The organism is Streptomyces sp. NPDC001401 (genome assembly GCF_042895385.1).
Classification (GTDB): Bacteria; Actinomycetota; Actinomycetes; order Streptomycetales; family Streptomycetaceae; genus Streptomyces.
This window is the reverse complement of record NZ_JBIAWI010000013.1, coordinates 82,751-106,865: the sequence shown is the minus strand read 5'-3', so window position 1 is coordinate 106,865 and position 24,115 is coordinate 82,751. Positions and strand designations below refer to the sequence as shown.

Here is a 24,115-nt window from a genome sequence, read left to right as displayed (position 1 = left end):
GGCAGCTCTTCGGTCCTCCGCCCTGCACGCGCCCCCGTACACGTGGCCGCCTTGCACCCCGGAGCCACGCCACCACAGCCGTCGACACGACGCCAGGATCGAGACAACATGGATTGACAGAGACACTGTGTCTCGATAAAGCTTGTGGTCGTCACGAGCAGCCGGACAAGGCCCCGGGATGCCAGACGCAACGGGAAGGACACCGGCATGGCCGGCTCACTCCGTCACCCGCACCACCACCCCGATTCCGCAGAACCGTCCGGGCTCGACGACCTGTACGCCAGCCCGCCGCCCTGGGATATCGGCAGGCCGCAACCGGCGTTCCTCTCGCTCGCCAAGGCGGGCGTCATCCAGGGCCGGGTATTGGACGTCGGCTGCGGAACCGGCGAGCACGTGCTCATGTGCGCAGGCCTCGGCCTGGACGCCACGGGTGTCGACCTCGCTTCCCGGGCCCTACGCACCGCCGAGGAGAAGGCGCGCGAGCGGGGCCGCACGGCGAGGTTCCTGCCCTGGGACGCCCTGAAGCTGGCCGATCTCCGCGACAACTTCGACACCGTGCTCGACTGCGGGCTCTTCCACATCTTCGGCGACGCCGACCGCACCGCCTACGTCGACAGCCTGCGAGCGGTCGTACGGCCGGGTGGCAGCTACTTCATGCTGTGCTTCAGCGACCGGCAGCCCGGCGAGTGGGGACGGGTGCACAAGCTCGCGCGGGACGAGATCGAGGCAGCGTTCGCCGAGGGATGGCGTATCGATTCCATCGAACCCAGCACGATCGACATCACTACCGACCCGGACGGCATCCGGGCCTGGCTCGTCGCCCTCACCAGGACCTGATCCAGTGAGAGGCCCGGAGAGGAACACCATGCTGACCGCGGAAGCCCGAGTCGAAACCGAGCGCGCGAGCCGCTACCTCGTCCAACTCTGCCGCCACGCCCAACAGATGGGCCGGCGCTCCCACTACGGGGCCCGCGCCCACAGCGGCGGTGACGCGCATCGGCCCCCGGAAGTGCATCACGTCGAGTGGACGGACACCCACGGGACCGTGCGTGTGAGCCTGGGCCAGTGGACCATGCAGGCCACCGCAGAGGCGCTGACGCTGCGAGCCGAGGCCGACACAGAGGAAGACCTGCAGCGGCTCCAGAAGCTCGTCGCCGGACGCATCGAAAAGATCGGCAGGCGCGATCGCCTCACCGTCACCTGGCAGCGGCTTGGGACGACCGACCTGCAGCCGGACGAACCCGACTCGGTAGCAGGGTCTCAGCCTCGGGAGGAGCAGCACCCCATGGGAGCGCAACGGCGCTGGTCCTTCGGGGTGGTCGGCGGAGTCGTCGCCCTGATCATCGTCGCCCACCTGGTACTCGGCGGGTCCGTGCTGGCGGCTTCGCGGTGGCTGGGCTGGGGCGCCGGTGCCGTTGTTCTAGTGGTCGTCCTCGCGAAGGTCATCGGCATCGGGACTCTGGCCGCCCGCCACGGCCACCTGCATACCCGGAAGCGCAGGTCGGGTCACGAATCACCCCGGACAGGCAGTTCCAGGCGGAGTTCGTAGCCGCCGTCGGCCGTGGGGCCGGAAGTGATGGTGCCGCCGAGGAGTTCGGCCCGCTGGTGCAGGCCGACGAGGCCGTGCTGGGCGCCGGGCAGCGGGAGAGCGGGCCGGGTAGGAGCGGAGTTGGTGACAGCGACATTGATGGTGCCGTTCTCGTGCTGAATGCAGATGGCGACGGTCGCGCCGGGGGCGTGCTTGCGTACGTTCGTTAACGCCTCCTGGACCGTGCGGTGGACGGCGCGCTGACCGGTCGGTGGGAGGTCGTCGGGCAGGTTCGTCCGCAGTTCGGTCTCGATACCGCTGTTGCCGACCAGTCGCTCGAGGTCGGCGAGGGACGGCTGGGGGATCAGTTCAGTGGGCCGACTTCCGGAGGCCCGCAGGACGCTGACCATGTGCTGCAGTTCGTCCAGCGTCTGAACGCTGAGGCGCCGGATCGTGGCCCCGGCTTCTCTTGCCGTGGGATTCCCTGCAATAACTAGAGGAGTCCGCTGCCAGAGCAATGCGGAGCTGCGGAAACAGCCGGGGAAGTTCAGTGACCGGAGTGCTGTGCGCCGGGGTCGTGATGGCGGGGGCGTGCGCGTCGGCTCGCGGGCTTCGGATCGTCAGCTACGGGCTTCCCGGCGCGGAGCCCGGACAGAGTGACCGCGACGAGGCGGTCGGCGGCCGCATCGGAAGGCAGGGTGGCAGCTGCCGAGAGGGCGTGGAGGCAGTACGCCGCGAGTTCGTCCGGTGCGACATCGTTCCGGAAGTCGCCGGCCTGCACGCCTGCCGCCAGGAGGTCCCGGATCATGCCGTGGAGCTGCTGCTCGGCGTGGGCGACCCGCTCGTCCCGGTGCAGGAAGGCCGCGAATTCGGCGCCGTGGTGCCCGCGGGACTGGCGTGAGATGTGAGCGAACGCCCTGAGAACCGCTTCGAGTTGTTCGCCGGCGCCGTCGACCCGGTCGCGGACCTCCGCGAGCTGTCCCAGGTGCTCAGCGATCTGGCGGTCGTGCCAGGCGAGCAGGATCGTCTCGACGTCCGGGAAGTACTTGTACAGCGTGGCCCGGCCGATGCCGACCTGCTCGGCGATCTGTGACATGGTCACCGACCGCACTCCGCGCTCGGCGGCCAGTTCCGCCGTGGTGTTCAGGATCGCGTCGCGCACCGTACGCCGGTGCTCTTCGATCGTCTCGGTCCACAGCTTCGGCACCCCGACAGTGTACGCGGTGGCGCTGTCCATACACCCCGGTCAGCCCCGTAACACTGTGTCTTGGAAACCGTGCAGCCTCGCCGCCAATCAAGGGAATCCGCAGGTCAGCTCGTCATGGTGGACTTCTTGCCGGACGGGGTGACGGCATACCACGCCTCGTCCTTGCCCTGGCCGTTCATCTGTCCGGCCGTCGTGTCGCCCATGTACCGGTACAGCGGCCAGCCGCCGAGAGTGAGCTGCTTCATGCCGTCCCGGTGGACCGTGCCGAGAAGGCTCTTCTCGACCCCCATGGTCTGTACGGAGTCCTGGACCATGACGGGCATCCACGTCTTCGTGCACTCACCCGCGCATGTCCACTTGGACGGAGTCGGCTGGTCCTTGTCGTAGCGGTAGAGGGTCATCCCCTTGCCATCGGTCACCATGCTGCCCATGCCCTTGACCGTCTTAGCCATCAGCATGGTGGTCGTGGCCATGTGCCCGCTGCCGGCCGGTGCGGAGGTCGCTGATTCCGAGGCGGCCGTGGCGACCGGAGCGGTGCTGCCAGGGCTCATACCGGCGGCGGTCTGGTCCGTCGAGCTGCCGCACGCCCCCAGGAGGAGCGCCGCGGCGAGCCCTGCGGCCGAGAGGAAGACGATGCGTTGCTGGATCACGGATTTTCCCTTCGCCGGGGCGTTCTACTTACTCCCTTAGTACGTCGGGTAACTCCCGCCCACTCAGCCACCGGTGTCACATGGCGAAGCCTTGACCGACTGCGGCGGAGAACTCAGGAAGCAAGCAGCGCCAGTTGGGTGAAGGTCTTGCCGCCGTCGCGCGACTCGTACACGCCTGCCATCGTCGCGGCGAGGACGTGGCCGGCGTCCATGGCGGTCAGCGCCTGGGGCTGTCCGCCGGGCACCGTCGTGAGTTGCTTCCACGTCGTGCCGCCGTCCGGACTCGTGCTCAGCTTTCCGGAGGTGTCGATGCCGAACAGGGCCTTCTGCGCGGGCCAGGACACGAACGCCTGGACCGGCCCGGCGCCCTTGCGGAAGGTGCGGCCGCCGTCGGTGCTCGTGGCCACGCCATCGGCCGTGGTCGCCAGCAGCCTGTCGCCCGAGGGGCCGACCGCGAGGTCCAGGGCCTCCAGCGTCGCCCGGTCGTCCCACTCCTTGAGGTCGGTGCTGACCCGGATCCGGCCGCCCTCGTACCCGTAGAGCGTGCCCTTCGCGAAGTCCAGCGAGTGGAAGTCGGCCTCTCCCGACAGCGATTGAGACGTCCAGGCACGGCCGGCGTTCCTGCTCTGGATCAGGCCGAGATTTCCGGGGCGGTCGCTGCCTTCGACGCCGTGTCCGCTGGCGATGAAGGTGTTCTTGCCGGTCACCATGAAGCCCATGAAGTCGTCCCGGCGGTCGCCGACGAGCTTCGGCTTCTGCCCCTTGGCGATCGTGTACAGGCCGTCGTGGGTCGCGACGTACACGCGCCCGTCGGCGGGGTCGACGCCCAGGCCGTGCACGTGCGAGAGCGCCGACTCCGAGTGGGACGCTGCCGATTCCTCGCCCGTGTCGGAGGACCCGCCACCCCCGCAAGCTGCGAGAACCAGAGAGGCGAGTGCGGTCACCGCGACCGTGAACGGGGTGCGGACGGTCGGACGTGCAGGCACGGAAGTTCCTCAGGTGGTGCGGGTGTTGGTGCTCAGGGCCTGGTGGCGGCGTAGAACGGCATGTAGCTGACCTGGGTGATCTCGATGTTCTTGCCCGTGCGCGGGGCGTGGATCGCCTTGCCGTCGCCGATGTAAATGCCGTTGTGCTGGCTGTCGTTGTACCAGTAGATGATGTCGCCGGGTTGCAGGTCCGACTGCGCCACCTTGCGGCCGGCGTCGTACATCTGCTTGACGGTGCGGGGCAGTGAGACACCGGCCGAGCGCCAGGCCGCGCCCACCAAGCCCGAGCAGTCGTAGGAGCTGGGGCCGGTCGAACCCCACTCGTAGGGCTTGCCGAGCTGGGCGTACGCGAACTCGATGGCCGTCTTCGCACGACCGCTGGCCGGACCGTTGTAGCTGGCGGGTGCGTCGCTGGTGCCCGCGGCGGCGTCCTCGCGGTCCTGGGCGGCGTCCATCCTGGCGCGCTGCTGGGCAGTCAGGCTGTTCAGGAGCTTGCGGGCCCTGGTGAGCTTGCCCTGGACCTCGTCCTTCTTCTTCGCGGCCTCGGTACGCGCCTCGCTCAGGTCCTTCAACTGCTTTGCGGCGTCCGCGCGTTCCTGTGCGAGTTCGCGCTGCTTGCTCTGCAGTGCCCGCAGCGCGGCGGCCTGCCGGTCTCCGGTACGGCCGAGCGCCTCGGCCTTGTCGAGGTAGTCGTCCGGGTCGCTGGACAGGAAGAGCTGCACGCTCGGGTCGATGGCCCCGCTGCGGTACTGCTCGGCGGCCAACGGGCCTATTTTCTCGCGGAGTTCGTTGAACTCCTGCTGCTTGCGGGCCAGGCTGTCCTGTGCGCCGTCCACCTCACGCTGCAGGTTCTGCTGCTTCTCGAGGATGCCGTTGTACTCCTCGGTGGGAGCCTCGGCCTCCTCGTAGAGCTTCTCGACTTGCTTGCGCACCTCGTCGACCGTGGGCTTCGGGGCCGCCTCGCTCTGCGCCGGGAGGAGGCTCACCGCGCCGGCTGCAACGCCGAGGGTGGCTATCCGGGCGCGGCTGGGCGGCTTCGGCCGACGGTGCGTTCCCATCGTGAGGTGGCTCCTCTGCGCGTCTGTGTACCGAGGGACGGGATGCGGCCGTCGGGACGGTGCCGCGACGTCGGCGGCAAGTCCGTTAGAACTTAGTAGCTTAGTAGTTGGGGCGCAACCGGGTCCGGAGTGACAGCGGCCTCACTCGCTGTCGGTCAACCGAGTGGACAGGCGACCACCAGCGGCAGCAGAGGGACCGCTACGGTCGCCGCGGCCACACACCCCCACAGGGCAGGGTGAGTGGTTTGGCGCGGGCCGAGGATCCGCTTCATGCGGATCAGGACGGTGTGCCCACCCGCCGCGAAGGCGCCCGCCGGCGTGCGGGCGACGGCCATCTCGTACATCGCCGTGGCCAGCGCCTCGCTGGAGTGACGCCGCAGGGCCCGGTCGTCGGCGACCATCTCCAGCAGAAGCGCCGTCTGTTCCCGCGCGTGATGGGCAAGGGGCAGCCGGCGGAACACCGAGTGGAACGCCTCCGCGACGGCCAGGGCCAGGTGGTGGCGCCCTGCGATGTGGCCCTGCTCGTGCTCCAGTACGGCGCCGATCTGCTCTGGCGTGAGCTCCCGTACGGCCGCGTCGCTGATCACGATGCGGGCGTGGCGGCCGGGCAGGCAGTAGGCGGCGGGGATGCCGTACGGCAGAACGGTGGCGGACAGGCCGGCGGAGTGGCGGCCCACCAGGTCCACGGCCTCGCGATGCCGTGCCCGCGCCCGGCGGGCTCGTACGATGTGGAAGGCGAAGCTCGAGACCAGGGCGATGCCGATGACGGCGGGCAGGGCGACAGCGAGCCGATGCGCCGTGCCGAGGTCGGGCTCGCCCGCACTGACGTGCATTCCGCAGGAGTGCAGTAGACCCATGAGCCCCGCGTGCAGATGCTCGGTGGGCATGGCCAGGTTGTAGGCGGCGAGCGCAGCACCGATCGCAAACGAGGCCATCAGGGTCTGCCACACGGCCGCCGCGAGGGCGGGGGCCCGGTACGGCCAGCCCGCACGGAGGAGCAGGCGCGGTGCGAGGAAGCCCACGATCGCCGTGTAGCCGAGCAACACGGGGGCCGCGTTCACGGCTTCGCCTGTCGTCCCACGGTTCGTAGGGCCTTGCGCAAGGCGGCCACCTCTTCCTCGGACATTCTCTCAACGAAGTGGACCAGCGCGGCGGGACGGTCCTTGCTCTCCCCCAGGCCGTCCTCCATCAGTGCGGCCGCGTATGCCTCGCGGCTGCGGACCGGGGAGTACAGCCAGGCGCGGCCGTGCTTGCCTCGCAGCAGCCAGCCCTTGTTGTAGAGGATGTTGGTCACGGTCATCACCGTGGTGTAGGCGACGGGACGGGTCTTGTTGATGTCGTCGACGACCTCACGCACCGTCGCCGGACGGTTCCACGTCCAGAAGCGGTCCATGATCTCCGCCTCGAGGTCCCCCAGCCGCCGCATGGCCCCGACTTCCTTTCGCCACCGAATGCGCAAGCGAGTACGCAGGGCCATAGTAGACGGCCGAGCTGCGAGGCCTTCGGGGCCCAACGGCGGGATCACAGCCGCCCGGTGAGTTCGTAACCCGCTTCGTCGATCGCCTCGCGCACCTGGGTGTCGTCGAGCGGGGTGGCGGATGTCACGGTGAGGCGGCCGGTTGGGACGTCGACCCGCACGTCAACGACGGATTCGAGTGCGGAGACCTCCTGTTTCACGGCGTTCTCGCAGTGGCTGCATGTCATGCCGGACACGCTGTATTCGGTCGTCAGTACGTCGGACACGGTCCCTCCCGCCAGAGCCTGCTATACCCTGGGTGGGTATCACAATCCGTGTCTACTCCGGTGACGTCCGGGATGCAAGGGGCAGATGATCCGTGCCTACGGTGGGGCCGTGACAGGCCCCGGACAGCTCGCCCGACCGCAGTTGGCGCTGCGGTCCTGCGTGCTGCTCGTGTGCACGCTTCTGCTGGGACTGCTCGGCATGCACGGTCTCGGGCCGGTCCCCGGCGACGCAGCTGACTCCGGACACCACCGGATGGCGGCGGCTGCGCACACGGATGTCAGGGCCTCGATGCCGGGTGAATGTGATCACGGTGACGGCGGCTGCAGTGGCCACGTCAACCATGCGGACGCGACCTGTGCCTCCGCGTCCGTCGCCGGGACTCCCGTGGTGGTGCCGGTACTGCTGCCCGACGTGGCGTCGTGCGCCGAGCAGCCGCCTGCGGGCGCCTCTCCTTTCGGCAGCGGCCCTGACGGCGGTCGCGCCCCGCCCTCACTCTCCGAACTCCAACTCCTGCGGATCTAGAACGGCCCGCACATCGCCGCACGCTCTTGCGGACGCGGCGCCGTGCTCCGGCATGCCCTTCAACAGATCCGAACGCAGGAGCTCAACCATGACTGCACACCGCAGCCTTGTCCGTCGTACCGCTCTCGCCGTCACCGCCGGTGTGGCCGCCGTCGTGCTCGCCGCCTGTGGCAGCGACAACGACAGCGGCGGTCACGACATGGGGTCGATGAACTCCGACTCCAGCCCGTCCGCGCTCGCCTCGGCCAAGGCGGGCGCCCACAGCGACGCGGACGTCTCCTTCGCCAAGGAGATGATCCAGCACCACCGTCAGGCCGTCGACATGGCCGATCTGGCCGCCGACCGCGCCTCCTCGCAGGAGGTCAAGGACCTCGCCGCGAAGATCAAGGGAGCGCAGGACCCGGAGATCAAGACAATGTCCGGCTGGCTCACCTCATGGGGCGAGGAGGTCCCCGAGGACATGTCGTCCTCCATGCCCGGGATGGACCACGACACCTCCTCCGCCATGCCCGGCATGATGAGCAGCGCCGACATGGACAAGCTGGACAAGGCCTCCGGCACGGAGTTCGACAAGATGTTCCTCGGGATGATGGTCGAGCACCACCAGGGCGCCGTCACGATGGCCAAGACGGAGAAGTCCGACGGCAAGTACGGTCCCGCCGCAAAGCTCGCGGACGACGTGATCACAGCCCAGACGGCTGAGATCGAGCAGATGAACAAGATGCTCGGCAAGAGCTGACGCATCGCCAGTGGAGGTGTGGCCGTCGTCGTACGGCGACAGCCACACCTCCTTCCTGCGGCGTCAGAGGGGAGCGAGCCGCTCCTCCTCCCGCGCGACCAGCCGTCCGCTGCGCGCGAGCTCAGCGACGGAGGCCGCGCAGGCGAACCCTGTGGCGGCCAGGGCCCACCAGGGCAGCCAGAGGGCGTCGTGTCGTTCGGCGAAGTCCCACAGGGCGCCGATGGAAAAGTTGCCGAGGGTGATGCCAAGGCCGGAGACGGTGTTGTACAGGCCGTAGTGGGTGGCGACGAGACGATTGCCGGAGAGCGTGACGACCGTGTCCATCTCGAAGGGGTAGACGATCGCGCTGCCGGCGCGAGCAGGGTCACCGACACGACCAGGGCGGTGAGTACGGCGGTGGGGGTCTCCGGTGGGGTGAGGGCGAGGGGAAGAGCCGTCTGAGGCTCGGGAGGCAGCGGCGGCATGACAGCCCGGGGAGTGGGGTCATCACCGCCGTGGTAGCCGACGGCGGACAGCACGATGCCGACCAGGAGGATCGCGACCGCAGCCAGGCCGGTCTGGGCGAAGGCTCCAAGGCCGTATATGGCGCCTTCGCGGCGGGTTCCGCCGGTGCGCAGCTGGTCGTCGTCCGTGAGATCGGCCAGCATCGCCCATCCGGTGACGGCCACTGCCATGCCCCCGGCCGCGTTGATCAGGATCAGGACCCAGAACAGGACCAGGTCACCGGCGTCGACCAGGAGGAAAAGTGATTGGACGAAGGCCCAGGACATCGTGAAGGCGCCGTAGGTCTGCTTCTTGCCCCAGCGGTGCGTCAGGTGGCTGACCAGCGGCAGCCACGCGAGGCCGGCGATGAACCAGGTGAGCATGACGAGCGACGCCTCTTCCTCGGTGAAACCCATGACGTGCACGCCGAAGTAGATGGAGACGGTGGCGGTCACGCTGAGCGGGGCCCACCCGAACGCGGTCATCCCCATCAGCAGCCGGACGGAGCGTGACTTCAACAGCCCGAGGAAGCCTGCGGCCACTGCCAGGCGACGCCATGTCAGACAGTGCGCGGAATATGGTGCCCGGCCCTCCGGCGGCGCGCCGCTCGGCGCGATCACCGTGGCCACGGCCGTCCGTGCACGGTCACAGGTGCTCTCACCTGCCGATACGGAGCAAACCTCCTCGGGGCCCCGCTAAGGCGTCATCGTGCACCGGCCAAGATGTCCCCATTCAGCACAAGCCCCCGCTTCGACCCCCGCGCCGTGGGCACGCCGTAGATATCCCCTATCTTCCCATTTGCATATTTAGCGCCTTATTCGTCCTATAATGAGGCGTTCCTACCGCCCTGGTCTGGCGACCCTTCGGACCGGTGCTGGATGGATGATCATCGCCCGCCGGGCCATCGTCCGTCATGGCTGCACCTGGAACCGGTCACCACCGGACAGGGGGTGCACGGCCATGACGGCCCCCATAGAGGTCACCGGCTCAGCCGCCGAGGCGCAGCCGGAGTCCGTGCTGTCCGGGATGGGCGAGGGGATCGAGGGCCGGTCGCTCGGGCAGATCGCATGGATGCGGTTCAAGCGTGACAAGGTCGCGGTCGCGGGCGGCATCGTCGTTCTCTGCCTGCTGGTGCTGGCAGTCTTCGCCAAGGTCATCGAATCCGTCTTCAAGCTTGATCCGAACGCCTTCCACCAGAATCTGATCGATCCGGTGCTGCTCAGGCCCAAAGGGGCCTGGGGCGGGATCAGCTGGGACCATCCCCTCGGCGTCGACCCGCAGTTCGGCCGCGACCTGCTCGCGCGGATCATCGAAGGTGCATGGGTGTCACTGGCGGTCGCGTTCGGCGCGACCGTGCTGTCGGTGACCCTCGGCACGGTGCTGGGCGTGGCCGCCGGCTATTACGGGGGCTGGGTCGACACGGTGATCAGCCGCCTCATGGACATCTTCCTGGCCTTCCCGCTGCTCCTCTTCGCGATCGCACTGTCCGCCTCGCTTCAGGGCGGCGCTTTCGGACTGCACGGGCTGACGCTCCACATCAGCGTGCTGATCTTCGTGATCGGTTTCTTCAGCTGGCCCTACATGGGCCGCATCATCCGCGGCCAGACGCTTTCGCTGCGCGAGCGCGAGTTCGTCGACGCGGCGCGCACCCTCGGCGCCCGGGGGCCGCACATCCTGTTCAAGCAACTGCTGCCGAATCTCGTCGCACCGATCATCGTCTACTCGACGCTGCTGATCCCGACGAACATCCTCTTCGAGGCCGGTCTGAGCTTCCTCGGCGTCGGCATCCAGCCGCCGCAGGCGTCCTGGGGCGGCATGCTCAACCAGGCCATCAGCCTCTACCAGGCGGATCCGTGGTTCATGCTGGTCCCGGGTCTGGCGATCTTCATCACTGTCCTGGCATTCAACCTGCTCGGCGACGGACTCCGGGACGCCCTGGACCCGCGGAGCAAGTGATGCGCGCACCGATTCCCGGCTCAGGCGAGGGGAGCTCGTCATGAGGAGATCAAAGACCACATTCGTTCTTGCGGGTGCCGCAGTCGCGGCGCTGGTCGTGTCAGCGTGCGGCGGCGGCAACGGCGGCGGCGGAACGGCGGGGAAAGCCCCCGCCTACAACGCCGGCATCACCGGCGTGGTCAATCCCTCCGACCACAAGGGCGGGACAGTGGTGTACCAGCTTTCGAGCACACCGGACTCGATGGACCCCGGCAACACCTACTACGCCTTCATGTGGGACTTCACCCGGGTCTACGCGCGGGCACTGACCACCTTCCAGCCCGCACCCGGAGGTGCCGGCCTGAAGCTCGTACCGGACCTTGCGGAGGGGCTCGGCAAGCCCAGTGACAACGGCAAGACCTGGACTTACCACATCCGTCCGGGACTGAAGTTCTCCGATGGCACACCGATCACGACCAAGGACGTCAAGTACGCCATCGAGCGCAGCAACTACGCGCCTGATGTGATGTCCAACGGGCCCACGTACTTCAACGCGTATCTGGTGGACAACACCCCCAAGTACCAGGGGCCGTACAAGGACAAGACCGGCGGCCTGAAGTCGATCGAGACGCCGGACGCCACCACCATCGTCTTCCATCTCAACCAGCCGTTCGCAGACTTCGACTACCTGGTCAGCAATCCGCAGACGGCGCCTGTCCCCCAGGCCAAGGACACCGGCTCGGACTACGTGAAGAACGTGATCTCGTCCGGCTCGTACATGTTCCAGAGCTATCAGGACGGCAAGGGCGCAACGCTGGTGAGGAACCCGAACTGGAGCGCGTCCTCCGACCCGATCCGCAAGCAGCTCCCGGACAAGATCACCGTCCAGTTCAACATCGCCCAGACCACGGTCGACCAGAACCTGATCGCCGGCAACGCCACGCTGGACATCGCGGGCGCCGGCATCGCGGCGCAAAGCCAGGCCGCCGCCTTGAGCAACCCGACCCAGAAGGGACACATCGACGACGCACAGAGCGGCGCACTCGCCTATGTGGCGATCTCCACGGCCGTGAAGCCGTTCAATAATGTGCACTGCCGCAAGGCGGTGGAGTACGCGGTCGACAAGGTCTCCGCGCAGACCGCGACCGGCGGCGACATCCACGGTGACATCGCCACGACGATCCTGCCGCCCACGGTCTCCGGCCACGTCAACTACGACCTGTACAAGACCCCTGGTTACAAGGGAGCGAACTCGGCGGAGGGCCTCGCCGCGGCCAAGGGTGAGCTCAAGCAGTGCGGCCACCCGGGCGGCTTCTCCACCAACCTCTCCGCCCGGGCCGACCGGCCCAACGAGATCGCGATCGCCCAGGCGGTCCAGGCCTCGCTGAAGAAGGTCGGGATCAGCGTCGGCATCCAGCAGTACCCGTCGGGGAAGTACTTCACCGACAACGCCGGCGCTCCGGCCTTCGTCCACTCGCACGGTCTCGGTCTGATGATGATGGCGTGGGCCGCCGACTGGCCGACCGGTTACGGCTTCCTCCAGCAGATCGTCGACGGCACGGCCATCAAGGCCTCAGGTAACTCCAACCTGTCCGAGCTGAACGATCCCGGCATCAACAAGATGCTCGACGCGGCCATCGGCAACACCGACGCCGCGACCCGCACCAAGGCGTGGGGTGACATCGACAAGGCCGCGATGGAGCAGGCGCCTCTGGTGCCTCTGCTCTACCGCAAGGACCCGCTGTACCGTCCGGACCACGCAACCAACGTGTTCGTCACCGAGGCATACGGCATGTACGACTACCTGAACGTCGGCGCCAAGTAGCCCTTGGCGGACGCGCGGACCGTACCGGAACGGAGGAGCTGAGGAGGTGAAGGGCGAGGCGCCCGCCGACCGGGCCGAGGTCCGGCCGGCAGGGGCCCCGCCGCCCGACCGTGGGTGCGTACATCATCCGGCGCGTAGCGGCGGCGGTGATCCTGCTGTTCGTCGTGACGGCCATTACCTTCGCGATCTTCTTCCTCGTGCCGCGACTGGCCGGCGAGACCAGCACTCAGCTGGCGGCTCAGTACGTCGGCCGCGACCCCAGTCCTGAGGCGCTGGCCGCCGTCCAGAAGAACCTGGGTTTCGACCAGCCGCTGTACACGCAGTACTGGCAGTTCGTGCACGGGATCTTCGCCGGCCGCACGTTCCATTTCGGGCCGGATGCCTCCTACTGCCAGGTGCCGTGCTTCGGTTACTCGTTCAAGAGCCACCTGCCGGTCTGGCCGCAGATCACCCAACGCATCCCCGTGACGCTGTCATTGGCCGTGGGGGCGGCGACCATCTGGCTGGTCAGCGGTGTGTCGATCGGCGTGCTGTCGGCGCTCAAGCGCGGCTCGATCTTCGACCGGCTCTCCATGGGCATCGCGCTGGCCGGCGTCTCGCTGCCGATCTTCTTCACCGCGCTGGTTTCGCTCGCACTGTTCAGCTACAAGTGGTCGATCTTCCCGAACCTGCACTACGTGCCCTTCACCTCGGACCCGCTGATGTGGGCGAAGAATCTGGTACTGCCCTGGGTCACCCTCGCCTTCTTGTACTCGGCGCTGTACGCCCGGCTCACCCGGGCAGGCATGTTGGAGACGATGAGCGAGGACTACATCCGCACCGCACGGGCCAAGGGCCTCAGCGAACGGACGGTGGTCGTCAAGCACGGTCTGCGCTCCGCCCTCACCCCGATCCTCACGATCTTCGGCCTGGACATCGGTCTGCTGCTCGGCGGCGCCGTACTGACCGAGACCGCCTTCTCGCTGCCAGGAGTCGGGCAGTACGCGGTGCAGGCGATCACCGACAACGACCTGCCGAAGATCATGGCCGTGACCACACTGGCTGCCTTCTTCATCGTCGTGGCCAACCTCGTGGTGGATGTGCTGTACGTCGCCGTCGACCCCCGGGTGAGGTACTCATGAGCCGCAAACCTCGCGAACAGCCGTCGAAGGGGTCGTCCATTGGCGGCGTGGAGGCGGGCCGCGGCGCGCCGCCCGGTACCGGCTTTCTCCAAATACGCGACCTGCGCATCCACTTCGACACCGACGACGGTCTGGTCAGGGCCGTGGACGGCATTTCCTTCGAGCTGGAGCGGGGCCGGACGCTGGGGATCGTCGGCGAGTCCGGGTCCGGCAAATCGGTGACCTCGCTGGGCATCATGGGCCTGCACCGCACGCTCAAGGCCAAGATCTCCGGCGAGATCTGGCTGGACGACGAAGAACTCATCTCCGCCCCTCCCGAACGCGTGCAGCACCTGCGGGGCCGCAAGATGGCGATGATCTTCCAGGACCCGTTGACCGCGATGCACCCCTTCTACACAATCGGCGCCCAGATCACCGAGGCCTACCGGGTGCACCACCCGAAAACGAGCCGCAAGGAGGCCCGCCTACGGGCGGTCGAGATGCTCGAAAGGGTGGGAATCCCGCAACCCGCCACCCGGGTGGACGACTATCCGCACCAGTTCTCCGGCGGTATGCGTCAACGCGCAATGATCGCCATGGCTCTGGTCAACGACCCCTCGCTGCTGATCGCGGACGAGCCGACGACCGCACTGGACGTCACCGTCCAGGCGCAGATCCTGGACCTCATCCGCGAGCTCCAACAGGAGTTCGGTTCCGCGGTGATCATCATCACTCACGACCTGGGGGTGGTGGCCGAGTTGGCCGACGACATCCTGGTGATGTACGCCGGCAAGTGCGTGGAGAAGGGCGAGGCCAAGCAACTGTTCACGGCGCCCGAGCATCCGTACACCTGGGGCCTGCTGGGCTCCATGCCGCGCATGGACCGCGAAATGCAGGCGCGGCTGATCCCGATCGCCGGGAACCCGCCGAGCCTGATCAGACTGCCGCTCGGATGCGCGTTCCACCCGCGCTGCCCGTTTGCCGACCGCAACGGTGACAAGTCCCGCACAGAGGTCCCCAAGCTGACCGACGCGTCAGGCACCGGCCATCTCGTGGCCTGCCATCTGCTGCCCGAGGAACGGCGCCGGATCTTCGCCAAGGAAGTGGCGCCCGGGCTGTGAGGCCGGACGAAGGCTGTACGGCCGGAGAAGGAGGTGGAGGTCTCATGGGACGCACGCAGACCACCGATCACGAGCCCCTGCTGAACGTCCAGGGGCTGGTGAAGCACTTCCCCATCACCCAGGGCCTGCTGCGCCGTCAGGTCGGCGCGGTGCGGGCGGTGGACGGCATCGACTTCAGCGTGCTGCCCGGAGAGACGCTGGGCGTGGTCGGCGAGTCGGGCTGCGGCAAGACCACGACCGGGCGGCTGATCATCCGGCTCCTCGAGCCCACCGCAGGGAAGATCGAGTTCGAGGGGCACGACATCACGCACCTGTCGCCGGGCGCGATGCGCCCCCTGCGCAAAGACATCCAGATGATCTTTCAGGACCCGTACTCCTCCCTCAACCCCCGGCACACCGTCGGCACGATCGTCGGCGATCCCTTCCGGCTGCAGAAGGTGAAGACCGCACAGGGAGTGAAGCGCGCCGTCCAGGACCTGCTGGAACTGTGCGGGCTCAGCCCCGAACACTACAACCGCTACCCGCACGAGTTCTCCGGCGGCCAACGGCAACGCATCGGCGTGGCCAGGGCGCTGGCGCTGCGGCCGAAGATGATCGTGGCGGACGAGCCGGTATCGGCGCTGGACGTCTCCATCCAGGCCCAGGTGGTCAACCTGCTGGACGATCTCCAGGAGGAGCTGGGCCTCACCTACGTGATCATCGCGCACGACCTTTCGGTCATCCGGCACGTCTCGACGCGGGTGGCGGTGATGTACCTGGGAAAGGTGGTGGAGATCGGCGGCAAGGAGTCGCTGTACCGCGGGCCCATGCACCCCTACACGGTGGCACTGATGTCCGCGGTCCCCGTCCCGAACCCCGAGCGCCGCACCAAACGCGAACGGATCCTCCTCACGGGTGACGTGCCCTCGCCCGTGAACCCACCCCCCGCCTGCCGCTTCCACACCCGCTGCTGGAAGGCGCAGGACATCTGTAAGGTGCAGGAACCACCGCTGAGAGAGCTCAAGCGGGGACACCTGGTGGCCTGCCACTTCCCGGAAAACATGTCTGGCGAAGCAGGCTAGCCTGCGCGGGGCGTCGGCCCCGGCGCAGGACCGCGGCAGCGAATACACGTCGAGGCGTCCAGCAGCTGTGCGGCAGGTGGGGCGTGGTGCAGTCGATGGGGCGCGTCGGGTCGGCCCTGGACAATGCCGCCGCGCAGTCGTTCCACTCGATCCTCAAGGTCGAGTACATCTACCGGCACACCTTCGCCACCCGCGCCGAGGCCCGGCTGAAGACCGCGACGTGGATCGCGGACTTCTACAACACGAAACGCCGTCACAGCGCGGCCGGCGGGAAGCCGCCCGTCGAGTTCGAACGGATCATCCAGGAAACGCGAGCTCGGATCGATCAGGAAGGCCGGGCCGCATAACCAACGTCTCTACGCAACCAGGGGATCGACAGGATCGACCTCTCGTTCGCCGAGTACGCGGGCGACTGGCCGGGCCGCCCGCTCGCCCTGCACCCCCGGCCATCGCCCGCGCGGTCGCTGAGATCGTGCAGCGCGCCGAGGACGCACTCGACGCCCACGAGCGGCGGACCGCACCGGCCGACGCCACTGTGGCAGAACGAGCCCTGCAGTCCATGGACTTCGCACCGCCGCCCGGGAAGGTCGTCGACAACGCCGCAGTACTCACCCGACTCGCCGCGGTGGAACCGGCGCTGGAACAACTCCGCCGGGCGGCCGCCGAACCGGTCGGCGAGCACTTCGGCACGCTGCTCGACGACGTCCTGCGCGTCATGCCCACCATGGCGGATCTCCCACCGGACGAACTGTGCGCCGAAAGCGGCCCCTGATCTCCCCCCGACTCTGGGACACCGAGCGGGCGCTGCGCCTGATTCAGCTCCTCGTCTTCTCCACCACACTCCGCAAACCGTCTCCCGACGCCGGCTGAGCTGCGGTCCGGGTCCGGCCGCCTCTCGCTCCCCGGGCCCGGGATCTCCGGCTTGCAGGCGGTTCCCCGGAGCGCACCAGCGTGCGGCGGTATGGCGCATGCCTGTCGGCAGGGCCCGGCGTCCGTCGAATGCCGGCGGGAGGCAACCAGGCCATCGCCAGCCGCCTGCCCGAGCGCGTCCCCCTTCCTCGACGGGCCGCTGCCCGCTCGAACACCCCGGCAGCAATGTCAACGGGTGCAGTCACAGCAGACGCGAGCGGCAGCCTCTCCGGGATCTGCGGACCTTGCATCGCAGTCTCTCGGCAACGCGGCTGGCAGACCTCCCATCCGTGACGCAGGACGAGGTCATTCGCGAGGCAACGACCCGAACAGCGCCCCGGTGAGGACCCGGCACCAAGACCGACCCGCAGGCGGCACCGGCCTGCGGGGCATCGCGCGCCGAGCGCCGTCGAGGCCGCGGTCCGCGAGCAGCGGCGGATGGATGCCGCGACGGCGCGATGACCAGCCGACGTCGCCCTACCCGCGCCACGCAATCAGCAAATGGGACAACTAATCGCCCCGGAGAAACCGTCGGCCTGGACACGGCCGCGTCGTCCCGGCCCCTGCCTGGCCCCTGGATCTTGGTATCGAGCCTAATGGCAGCCGCTCGGACGGCGAACGACACCCTCAATCACCTACTCCGCCGCAGGTCAGATGGGTTGAAGCTCCCCCGGGCGCCGCCGGACCCCAAACCCACGAGCAGCGGATTCAGTCCGTTCAGGCGAACTTGACGATCCGACACCCAAAAATGAACGTTTCCGCAGGCCAGAGACCTACACAGGTGGGGCGGGTGGGACTCGAACCCACGGCCGACGGATTATGAGTCCATTGAGGATCTTGGCGGTCCTTGCCGATCAACACTCATCTTTGCCGTTTTCCCAGGTCAGACGTGCTGATCCGTGTCAGTCCTGTGTGGTGCTTGTCGATGTATTCCTGTCCTTGTGGCCCCTCAATGGCCCCTGGGGGGCGACGAGTTGGACGCTCACCACAGAACCAGTCGCGTCCGCGCAGTTCAGCCAAGGGGATAGAACCCTCGCACAGCGGAGTCCCCTACCGACGAGATGATGCTCCGCCCTTGTCCCGGGGCGGAGCATCATCCCTGACGCCAGGAAACGAGTTCACTCACCGGACTGCGCTTGGGTCTGGATCACGGCGTGCCGACCGGATCAACCGAGGACGTAGGTCTCATAACCGAAGTCAGCAGGCCGCGTGTTCTCGACCCGCAGCCGGGCCACTCCCTCGGCCCCACTCTCGCCCCGGCCACTGCTGGATCAGGTTCAAACCGTGCATGGCACGAGCCCGGGGCCGGATGGACTCCAGGGTCCGCATGGGCAACCCAAAGCACGCGGGTGCGTCACTTTGGTGAAACACGGGGCTTCTACGCTGATTGAACCGATTGGTTCAATCGGGCTTGGTTCCGCGGACTTCAGGAGGCGCTGTGTTGGACGTCAGCACCGCAAGTTTCATCCCGCGCAAAGTAACCGGCCCACAGGAGGCGGCAGCGGTGCTCGCCGCCGAGGGCGCGGCCATCATGACCGGGCTGCCGGACGAGGAGACGGCGGTCGCGATGGGCCGCGCGATCATGGGGGACCGGGCTGTGCGTTGCGGCACCCAGTTCGAGGCGACGAAGGAGAGCGGCCGGGTCGAGGCGATGAAGATGAGGGCGCAGCCCGCCGACAGGCGTGGCCGCAAACGCGACGCCGGCCCGGCCGAGGAGCGGATGGTCGCCCACAACGACGGCTTCGCTTTCGGTGACTACGCCCCCGACCATCTGTTCCTGTGGTGCGAGCGGCCCGCGGCCAGCGGCGGCGACTCTTTCCTGATCGACACCGCCCGGCTGCTGGACCTGCTGGCCGCCGATCCCGGCAGCACCGCGCTTGCCCACTTCTGCCGCACTGTCGACATCGACCACTCCGAGCCCAACTACCCCCAGGGCGGCTTTTCGCCGATCGTCCGGCGGACCCCGTCGGGCCGCTTCCAGGGCCGTCACCATCCCTATCTCGCGCCGGTCGAGGGCCCGTTGGAGTCGGAGCACTGGACGTATGTGCGCGCCTGGCAGGACGCGGTCGTCGCGGCCCGTGACAGCGGGCCGATGTTCCGGGTGGGCCCGGGTGAGATGATCTGCATCGACAACTATCGGGTGCTGCACGGCAGGGACGGGCACAGCGATCCGCTGCGCAAGGTCTGTTCGATCTGGGGCTGGAGCCAGGACGCGGTCGCGGTTCCGGACGGCCCACTGGACATTATCGTCCCCCGGATCCCGATGGCATCTTGAAAACCCCATCGCCCAGGGCGATGTGACGGAACATCAGGATTCAGGAGCGGCGGCCGTCGCCGCCCGCCGGGCGATCGACTCGGCGGCGGACGCGATCACCCGATCGGTCCCGGCCCGGTCGCCCGAGGTGATCAGGTCCAGTTGCAGGCCGCGCCACAGCGCGACCAGTTCCTGGGCCAGATCGTCCGCGGCGGCCTTCGGCACACCGCCGCCGCCCAGCGAGGCCGCGAGCTGTTCGCGCCAGTCCCTGCCTACCGACCCCAGGAAGCTGTCGAACCGACCGCGTTGATGCGCGGCCAGGCCCAGCGCCTCGAAGAACGTCCGGTGGAACGGCAGGTTCTCGGCTGCCGCCACTGCGTCCCAGGCCGCGGTAATCCGCTCGCGCAGCGGGCGCGGCTGGTCGTCCATGATGGCGAACGCCTTGCCGAGAATCGGGAAGCGCCCGCTCGCCTCGGCCAGCGCAGCCGTGATCAGCTCCTCCTTGGAGCCGAAGTAGTACAGCAGCATGCGATTGTTGGTGCCGATCGCGCTGCCGAGCTTGCGCAGGGTCATCTCCGCGACGCCGTGCTCCAGGACGTAGTCCGCGGTCAGCCTCAGCAGGCGGTCGCGTTCGGGCAGGGCCGGGGTATCGGGCATGGCCAGCACATTACCCGCAGCTCAGCGGGCCTAACCGAGCGGCTCGGGGCTCGACGAGACACTCATGGACACGGCGGCCTTCAGCAGCACCTCGGCCCGCAGCCAGGGATTGATCACATGCACCCACAGCTTGATCACCTGGTTGCCCAGAATGGACGGCCTGTCTCCCGCTACGGGCCCGACCCCCGGTTCCGCCCCGAACGCTGGAACCTGCGCGTCCACGACGCCACCTCCGCCGGCTCCGAACACAGCTGGATGTTCGAGGACCGCACCGCACTCCCCCACGTCACGGTCGTCGCCGATCTGCACTGCGCGACCGGCTCCACCTCCAACGACCACGAAACGTACGGCATCCTCACTCCGGCCGTCCTGGACCTGATGCCGCCCGCACCGGAGGTCACACACCACAACGGCGAGCCCCTCACCGCCGAACACGGCTTCCCACTCCGCCTGGTCGAGCCCCACCTATTCGGCTGCAAGAGCCCCAAGTGGCTGCGCGCCATCGAGTCCGATGATCCCGAGGCACTGAGAATTCCATTGCCTGCCACGGTTGCGTGGGCTCTCGCTTCGGCACCCCGAGCCAAAACCGGGCATGGAATCCGTAAGTAACAAACACGGAATGACAGGGCAATCTCCGTGCGTCAGTCTCGGCTTGGTCGTCCGGCGACAGACAGTCGGCACTGAGCACGGAGGGAAGCGCGATGAGCTTTGTCAGCGAGTGCAGCACAGACCTCCGGTGCCGTGCCCACCAGTCGGCCTGGACGCGCGGACGCGTGGCGCACGGTTCACATCCGGAGTCCGAGGGCTCTCACAACTGACCTCATACCGACGACCGCGGCCGGTGCCCTGCCCGGTCTGCGGTTCCACGGTGTCTCTGGCCCGGGATCGGCTTGTCGCCGCACTCTTTCGCCTCGCACTTGTCCCACGCCGTCGTCCTGGCGTGCGCGCCTCACAGGTGTCTGTCCGGCCGTTGCCAGCCGCGCTACGCAGAAGGATTTTTGCATGACCACTGCTCCGCCCCGGCCCGTCCTGCCCCGGGACTGCACGTTCGATGCCGACGACTGGGCGATCCTCGCCCAGCACTGGTACCCGGTCGCCCTGTCGAGCGAGATCGGCGACACCCCGACCGCCGTACGCCTGCTCGACGAGACCCTGGTGGCCTACCGAGCGCGGGGCACCATGGTCGTGGCCCACGACATCTGTCCGCACCGCGGGGTGCCGCTGAGCCTCGGCGGCGGCGACGGAACCGGCATCACCTGCGCCTATCACGGGCTGCGGTTCGGCGAGGGCGGCCGGTGCGTGCAGGTGCCGGCCCATCCGGAGTCGAAGATCCCGTCCCGGCTGAACCTGCGGACCTACCCGGTCGTCGAGCGGTACGGCCTGGTGTGGACCTGCCTGTGCCCGGAGCCCGACGCGGCCCCGGTGATCCCGACCATGGCCCACTGGGACGACGAGGACTTCCAGCAGATCAACTGCCCCTGGATCGACATCGCCGCCTTCGCCGGACGCCAGGTCGAGGGCTTCCTCGACGTCGCCCACTTCGGCTTCGTCCACCTCGACTCCTTCGGCGACCCCGACAACACCGAGGTCCCCGACTACACCCCCGTCCGCCACCAGTACGGCCACTCCGTCGACTACTGGAGCACCGTCAGCAACTACCCGCACGGCAGCACCAAGCAGGCCCCGCCCGGCTACCAGTGGCTGCGCCGCTTCGACGTGCACCTACCCTTCACGGCCACCCTCGTCGTGCACTTCCCCGACGGCGGACTGCTCAACATCATGAACGCCGCCTCCCCGGTCTCCGCCCGCCAGACCCGCATGTTCGCCCCGATCGCCCGCAACTTCGACACCGACCAACCCGTCCAGGCCGTATACGACTTCAACCGCACGGTCTTCGAGGAGGACCGCGCCATCGTCGAGGTCCAGAAACCCGAGAACCTCCCCCTCGACCCGAAACTCGAAGTCCACATCCCCGCCGACCGCAGCTCCATCGCCTACCGGCGCGGTCTGCGCGACCTGGGCCTGAGTCACTTCTTCACCGCGTAGGGCCCCCACCGTGCAGACACTCGACGTCATCGTCCACACGATCTCCCTCGCCTCCGGCACCAGCCTCAGTTACGAACTCCGGGCGGCGGACGGCGGGACCCTGCCGTCCTTCGAGGCCGGCGCCCACATCGACGTTCATCTCGGGCCCTCCCTGGTCCGTCAGTATTCCCTGTGCAACTCCCCCCGGGAAAAAGGCCGTTACCTGATCTGCGTACGGCGCGACGACACCGGCCGGGGCGGCTCCCGCACCCTGCACCATGACCTCACCGTGGGCCGACGGCTACGGATCTCGCCCCCGCGCAACCACTTCCCACTCGTGGCGGCCGAGCATCACGTGCTCGTCGCGGGCGGTATCGGCATCACACCCCTGCTGTCGATGGCCGAAGCCCTGGCCGCACGGGGAGCGTCGTTCGTCCTGCACCACTACACCTCCAGCGCGGCGGAGGCCCCCCTCCTGGAGCGGCTCCAGACCTCCGCTCTCGGCGAGCGGACAGTGGTCCACCACAGCGACCAGGGGGACACCGTCCGCGCGGGGCTGCCCGCCGAACTCCTGGTCCCGGAACCGGACACGGCCGTCTATGTCTGCGGGCCCGACGGCTTCATGACCCACGTCGTGGCCAAGGCGACCGCTGCGGGCTGGCAGCCCGGCCAGCTTCACACCGAACGCTTCGCCCCGGGGGCTCCGCCATCCACCGGAGGAGGAGAGGGAGACGGAGCGAAAGCCGAAGTCGCCACCGCGTTCACCGTACGGATCGCGAGCACCGGCACCGCCTATCCCGTCCCCGCCGACCGCACCATCGCCGAGGTCCTCACCGCCCACGGCGTCGAGGTCGAGCTCTCCTGCGAGCAGGGCATCTGCGGCGCCTGCCTCACCACCGTCCTGGCCGGCGAACCCGACCACCGCGACGAGGTCCAGACCCCCGACGAGCGCGCGGCCAACGACCGGATCACCGTCTGCTGCTCCCGCGCCCGCACCCCCGAACTCCTCCTCGACCTGTGACCCGGGATCCCTGATCCCGGGTCACAGGTCGACCGGAGACCGGCCCGGCACTGTCCGGGCCACGCCCCACCCATGTGCCGGTGCCCACCCGGCCAGTGAAAGGAAAGCGCGCCATGACCAGAAGTACGAACAGTGACGGCAGAGCGTTCGCCGCCACCGACCGCCGTCTCTTCCTCAGGCGGGGACTGCAGCTGGGCGGCGCCGCGCTGTTCGGCGGCCCGCTGCTCGCCGCGTGCGGCGGTTCCGACTCGTCGTCCTCGGCCTCCTCCCCCACGTCCTCCGGTTCCAAGAGTTTCGGTGAGCTGACGCTTCGGCTGTCCTGGATCAAGAACGTCGAGTTCGCGGGCAGCTACATCGCGGACAGCAAGGGCTACTACACGGACGAAGGCTTCTCGAAGGTCACGCTGATCGGCGGCGGGCCGTCGGCGACGCCGATGGAGACGGACGTCGTCACCAAGAAGGCACTCGTGGCGATCAGCGCCCCCGACATCACAGGCGCGGCTGTCGCCAAGGGCGCGCCACTGAAGATCATCGGTGCGCAGTACCAGAAGAACCCGTTCTGCATCATGTCGATGGCCAAGGCCCCGATCGCCAAGCCGGAGGACATGTACGGCAAGAAGATCGGTGTCCAGGCGGGCAACGAGTCCGTGTGGGCGGCGTACATCAAGGCGACCGGGCTGGACGCATCGAAGATCACGAAGGTGCCGGTGCAGTTCGACCCGCTGCCCCTGACCCAGGGCACCGTAGACGGCTGGTTCTCCTTCGTGACGAACGAGCCGAACTCGCTGCGCCTGAAGGGCTTCAAGGTCGCCACGATGCTGCTCGCCGACACCGGCTACCCGCTGGTCTCGGAGACGTACTGCGTCCGCCAGGACACCATCGACAAGCAGCGCGACCTGCTCAAGGCGTTCCTGCGCGCGGAGATCAAGGGCTGGAAGGCGAACATCGCCGATCCGGCGCTCGGCGCGAAGCTCGCGGCCGAGACGTACGGCAAGGGGCTCGGGCTGACGACCAAGGAGCAGACCCTTGAGTCCAAGGACGAGAGCGAGCTGATGGTGAGCGCCGACACCAAGAAGAACGGCCTGTTCACGGTCACGCAGGCGCTGATCGACGAGAACATCAAGACGCTGAAGTACGGCGGCCTCGACATCACCGCCGCCAAGCTCTTCGACCTCTCGATCCTCGAAGAGGTCTACAAGGAAGACCCCAGCCTCATCTAAGGCCCCCGGCGGTACCGGTGCGGCCCCGTCGTCCCGCCGGTACCGGCTTCCCGTACCCGCACCGCACACA

At 68.1% G+C, this 24,115-nt stretch carries 25 protein-coding genes, 1 tRNA gene and 2 pseudogenes; 16 read left to right on the top strand and 12 right to left on the bottom strand.

Annotation, left to right across the window (positions count from 1 at the left end; translation table 11 throughout):
• Positions 1-207: 207 nt before the first annotated feature.
• The gene (locus tag ACFY10_RS35590; protein ID WP_390669367.1) at positions 208-837 is read left to right on the top strand and encodes a class I SAM-dependent methyltransferase; all 630 of its coding nucleotides are present in this window, start codon (positions 208-210) and stop codon (positions 835-837) included.
• Between the two features lie 28 nt (positions 838-865).
• Positions 866-1,549 carry a DUF2218 domain-containing protein gene (locus ACFY10_RS35585; protein WP_390669366.1) on the top strand — a complete coding sequence of 228 codons (684 nt, stop codon included), beginning with the start codon at positions 866-868 and terminating at the stop codon, positions 1,547-1,549.
• Here the strand turns inward: ACFY10_RS35585 and ACFY10_RS35580 are convergent.
• The 8 genes and pseudogenes from ACFY10_RS35580 to ACFY10_RS35545 all read right to left on the bottom strand — a co-directional run.
• A pseudogene (locus tag ACFY10_RS35580) lies at positions 1,507-2,001 on the bottom strand (sensor histidine kinase); the annotation flags it as partial. The gene ACFY10_RS35585 and the pseudogene ACFY10_RS35580 overlap by 43 nt on opposite strands.
• Positions 2,002-2,075: 74 nt before the next feature.
• The gene (locus ACFY10_RS35575; protein WP_390669365.1) at positions 2,076-2,735 is read right to left on the bottom strand and encodes a TetR/AcrR family transcriptional regulator; all 660 of its coding nucleotides are present in this window, start codon (positions 2,733-2,735) and stop codon (positions 2,076-2,078) included.
• A 104-nt stretch (positions 2,736-2,839) separates the two neighbouring features.
• Positions 2,840-3,385, bottom strand: coding sequence for a hypothetical protein (locus tag ACFY10_RS35570; RefSeq protein WP_390669364.1), 546 nt, complete (start codon positions 3,383-3,385; stop codon positions 2,840-2,842).
• 113 nt (positions 3,386-3,498) lie between these two features.
• Positions 3,499-4,371, bottom strand: a complete 873-nt coding sequence (locus ACFY10_RS35565; RefSeq protein WP_390669363.1) for a F510_1955 family glycosylhydrolase — start codon at positions 4,369-4,371, stop codon at positions 3,499-3,501.
• 32 nt (positions 4,372-4,403) lie between these two features.
• The gene (locus ACFY10_RS35560) at positions 4,404-5,429 is read right to left on the bottom strand and encodes an NlpC/P60 family protein (protein WP_390669362.1); all 1,026 of its coding nucleotides are present in this window, start codon (positions 5,427-5,429) and stop codon (positions 4,404-4,406) included.
• Between the two features lie 155 nt (positions 5,430-5,584).
• A complete protein-coding gene (locus ACFY10_RS35555; RefSeq protein ID WP_390669361.1) occupies positions 5,585-6,490 on the bottom strand; it encodes a M56 family metallopeptidase in 906 nt (301 codons plus the stop codon).
• Positions 6,487-6,855, bottom strand: coding sequence for a BlaI/MecI/CopY family transcriptional regulator (locus ACFY10_RS35550; protein ID WP_361254786.1), 369 nt, complete (start codon positions 6,853-6,855; stop codon positions 6,487-6,489). The genes ACFY10_RS35555 and ACFY10_RS35550 overlap by 4 nt, the downstream gene beginning before the upstream one ends.
• 95 nt (positions 6,856-6,950) lie before the next feature.
• Positions 6,951-7,172: a heavy-metal-associated domain-containing protein gene (locus ACFY10_RS35545; protein WP_390669360.1), complete on the bottom strand. Its 222-nt coding sequence runs from the start codon at positions 7,170-7,172 to the stop codon at positions 6,951-6,953.
• Between the two features lie 109 nt (positions 7,173-7,281).
• Here ACFY10_RS35545 and ACFY10_RS35540 point away from each other — a divergent pair, with 109 nt between their 5' ends.
• Positions 7,282-7,695: a DUF6153 family protein gene (locus ACFY10_RS35540; RefSeq protein WP_390669359.1), complete on the top strand. Its 414-nt coding sequence runs from the start codon at positions 7,282-7,284 to the stop codon at positions 7,693-7,695.
• A gap of 88 nt (positions 7,696-7,783) precedes the next feature.
• Complete coding sequence (locus ACFY10_RS35535; protein WP_390669358.1) at positions 7,784-8,434, top strand: DUF305 domain-containing protein; 651 nt, start codon at positions 7,784-7,786, stop codon at positions 8,432-8,434.
• Between the two features lie 63 nt (positions 8,435-8,497).
• On the opposite strand, the gene ACFY10_RS35530 is transcribed toward ACFY10_RS35535, so the two are convergent.
• Positions 8,498-8,758, bottom strand: coding sequence for a hypothetical protein (locus ACFY10_RS35530; protein WP_390669357.1), 261 nt, complete (start codon positions 8,756-8,758; stop codon positions 8,498-8,500).
• Positions 8,759-8,967: 209 nt separating this feature from the next.
• Positions 8,968-9,402: pseudogene (locus ACFY10_RS35525) on the bottom strand (MFS transporter); the annotation flags it as partial.
• Positions 9,403-9,877: 475 nt separating this feature from the next.
• Here ACFY10_RS35525 and ACFY10_RS35520 point away from each other — a divergent pair.
• The 7 genes from ACFY10_RS35520 (at position 9,878) to ACFY10_RS35490 (ending at position 16,731) form a co-directional block, all read left to right on the top strand.
• Positions 9,878-10,873 (top strand): ABC transporter permease, encoded by a 996-nt coding sequence (locus ACFY10_RS35520; protein WP_390669356.1) that lies wholly within the window; start codon positions 9,878-9,880, stop codon positions 10,871-10,873.
• Positions 10,874-10,913: 40 nt separating this feature from the next.
• Positions 10,914-12,677, top strand: coding sequence for an ABC transporter substrate-binding protein (locus ACFY10_RS35515; RefSeq protein WP_390669355.1), 1,764 nt, complete (start codon positions 10,914-10,916; stop codon positions 12,675-12,677).
• Positions 12,678-12,787: 110 nt separating this feature from the next.
• A complete protein-coding gene (locus ACFY10_RS35510) occupies positions 12,788-13,798 on the top strand; it encodes an ABC transporter permease (RefSeq protein ID WP_390669354.1) in 1,011 nt (336 codons plus the stop codon).
• The gene (locus tag ACFY10_RS35505; protein ID WP_390669353.1) at positions 13,795-14,898 is read left to right on the top strand and encodes an ABC transporter ATP-binding protein; all 1,104 of its coding nucleotides are present in this window, start codon (positions 13,795-13,797) and stop codon (positions 14,896-14,898) included. The genes ACFY10_RS35510 and ACFY10_RS35505 overlap by 4 nt, the downstream gene beginning before the upstream one ends.
• 44 nt (positions 14,899-14,942) lie before the next feature.
• Positions 14,943-15,959 carry an ABC transporter ATP-binding protein gene (locus tag ACFY10_RS35500; RefSeq protein ID WP_390669352.1) on the top strand — a complete coding sequence of 339 codons (1,017 nt, stop codon included), beginning with the start codon at positions 14,943-14,945 and terminating at the stop codon, positions 15,957-15,959.
• Between the two features lie 83 nt (positions 15,960-16,042).
• A complete protein-coding gene (locus tag ACFY10_RS35495; RefSeq protein ID WP_390669351.1) occupies positions 16,043-16,306 on the top strand; it encodes an integrase core domain-containing protein in 264 nt (87 codons plus the stop codon).
• Between the two features lie 125 nt (positions 16,307-16,431).
• Positions 16,432-16,731 (top strand): hypothetical protein, encoded by a 300-nt coding sequence (locus ACFY10_RS35490; protein WP_390669350.1) that lies wholly within the window; start codon positions 16,432-16,434, stop codon positions 16,729-16,731.
• A gap of 919 nt (positions 16,732-17,650) precedes the next feature.
• Here ACFY10_RS35490 and ACFY10_RS35485 read toward each other — a convergent pair.
• Positions 17,651-17,748 (bottom strand) — tRNA-Ser (locus ACFY10_RS35485).
• A gap of 558 nt (positions 17,749-18,306) precedes the next feature.
• On the opposite strand from ACFY10_RS35485, the gene ACFY10_RS35480 reads away from it, so the two are divergent.
• Positions 18,307-19,143 carry a TauD/TfdA family dioxygenase gene (locus ACFY10_RS35480; RefSeq protein WP_390669349.1) on the top strand — a complete coding sequence of 279 codons (837 nt, stop codon included), beginning with the start codon at positions 18,307-18,309 and terminating at the stop codon, positions 19,141-19,143.
• 33 nt (positions 19,144-19,176) lie between these two features.
• Here the strand turns inward: ACFY10_RS35480 and ACFY10_RS35475 are convergent, their stop codons facing one another.
• Positions 19,177-19,779 (bottom strand): TetR/AcrR family transcriptional regulator, encoded by a 603-nt coding sequence (locus tag ACFY10_RS35475; RefSeq protein ID WP_390669348.1) that lies wholly within the window; start codon positions 19,777-19,779, stop codon positions 19,177-19,179.
• Positions 19,780-19,896: 117 nt separating this feature from the next.
• Between ACFY10_RS35475 and ACFY10_RS35470 the strand changes: the two genes are divergently transcribed.
• The 4 genes from ACFY10_RS35470 to ACFY10_RS35455 all read left to right on the top strand — a co-directional run bounded on the left by ACFY10_RS35470 (position 19,897) and on the right by ACFY10_RS35455 (position 24,045).
• Complete coding sequence (locus ACFY10_RS35470) at positions 19,897-20,388, top strand: molybdopterin-dependent oxidoreductase (RefSeq protein WP_390669347.1); 492 nt, start codon at positions 19,897-19,899, stop codon at positions 20,386-20,388.
• Positions 20,389-20,781: 393 nt separating this feature from the next.
• The gene (locus ACFY10_RS35465) at positions 20,782-21,825 is read left to right on the top strand and encodes a Rieske 2Fe-2S domain-containing protein (RefSeq protein ID WP_390669346.1); all 1,044 of its coding nucleotides are present in this window, start codon (positions 20,782-20,784) and stop codon (positions 21,823-21,825) included.
• Between the two features lie 10 nt (positions 21,826-21,835).
• Positions 21,836-22,825: a PDR/VanB family oxidoreductase gene (locus tag ACFY10_RS35460; RefSeq protein ID WP_390669345.1), complete on the top strand. Its 990-nt coding sequence runs from the start codon at positions 21,836-21,838 to the stop codon at positions 22,823-22,825.
• 113 nt (positions 22,826-22,938) lie between these two features.
• Positions 22,939-24,045: an ABC transporter substrate-binding protein gene (locus ACFY10_RS35455; protein WP_390669344.1), complete on the top strand. Its 1,107-nt coding sequence runs from the start codon at positions 22,939-22,941 to the stop codon at positions 24,043-24,045.
• Positions 24,046-24,115 lie beyond the last annotated feature (70 nt).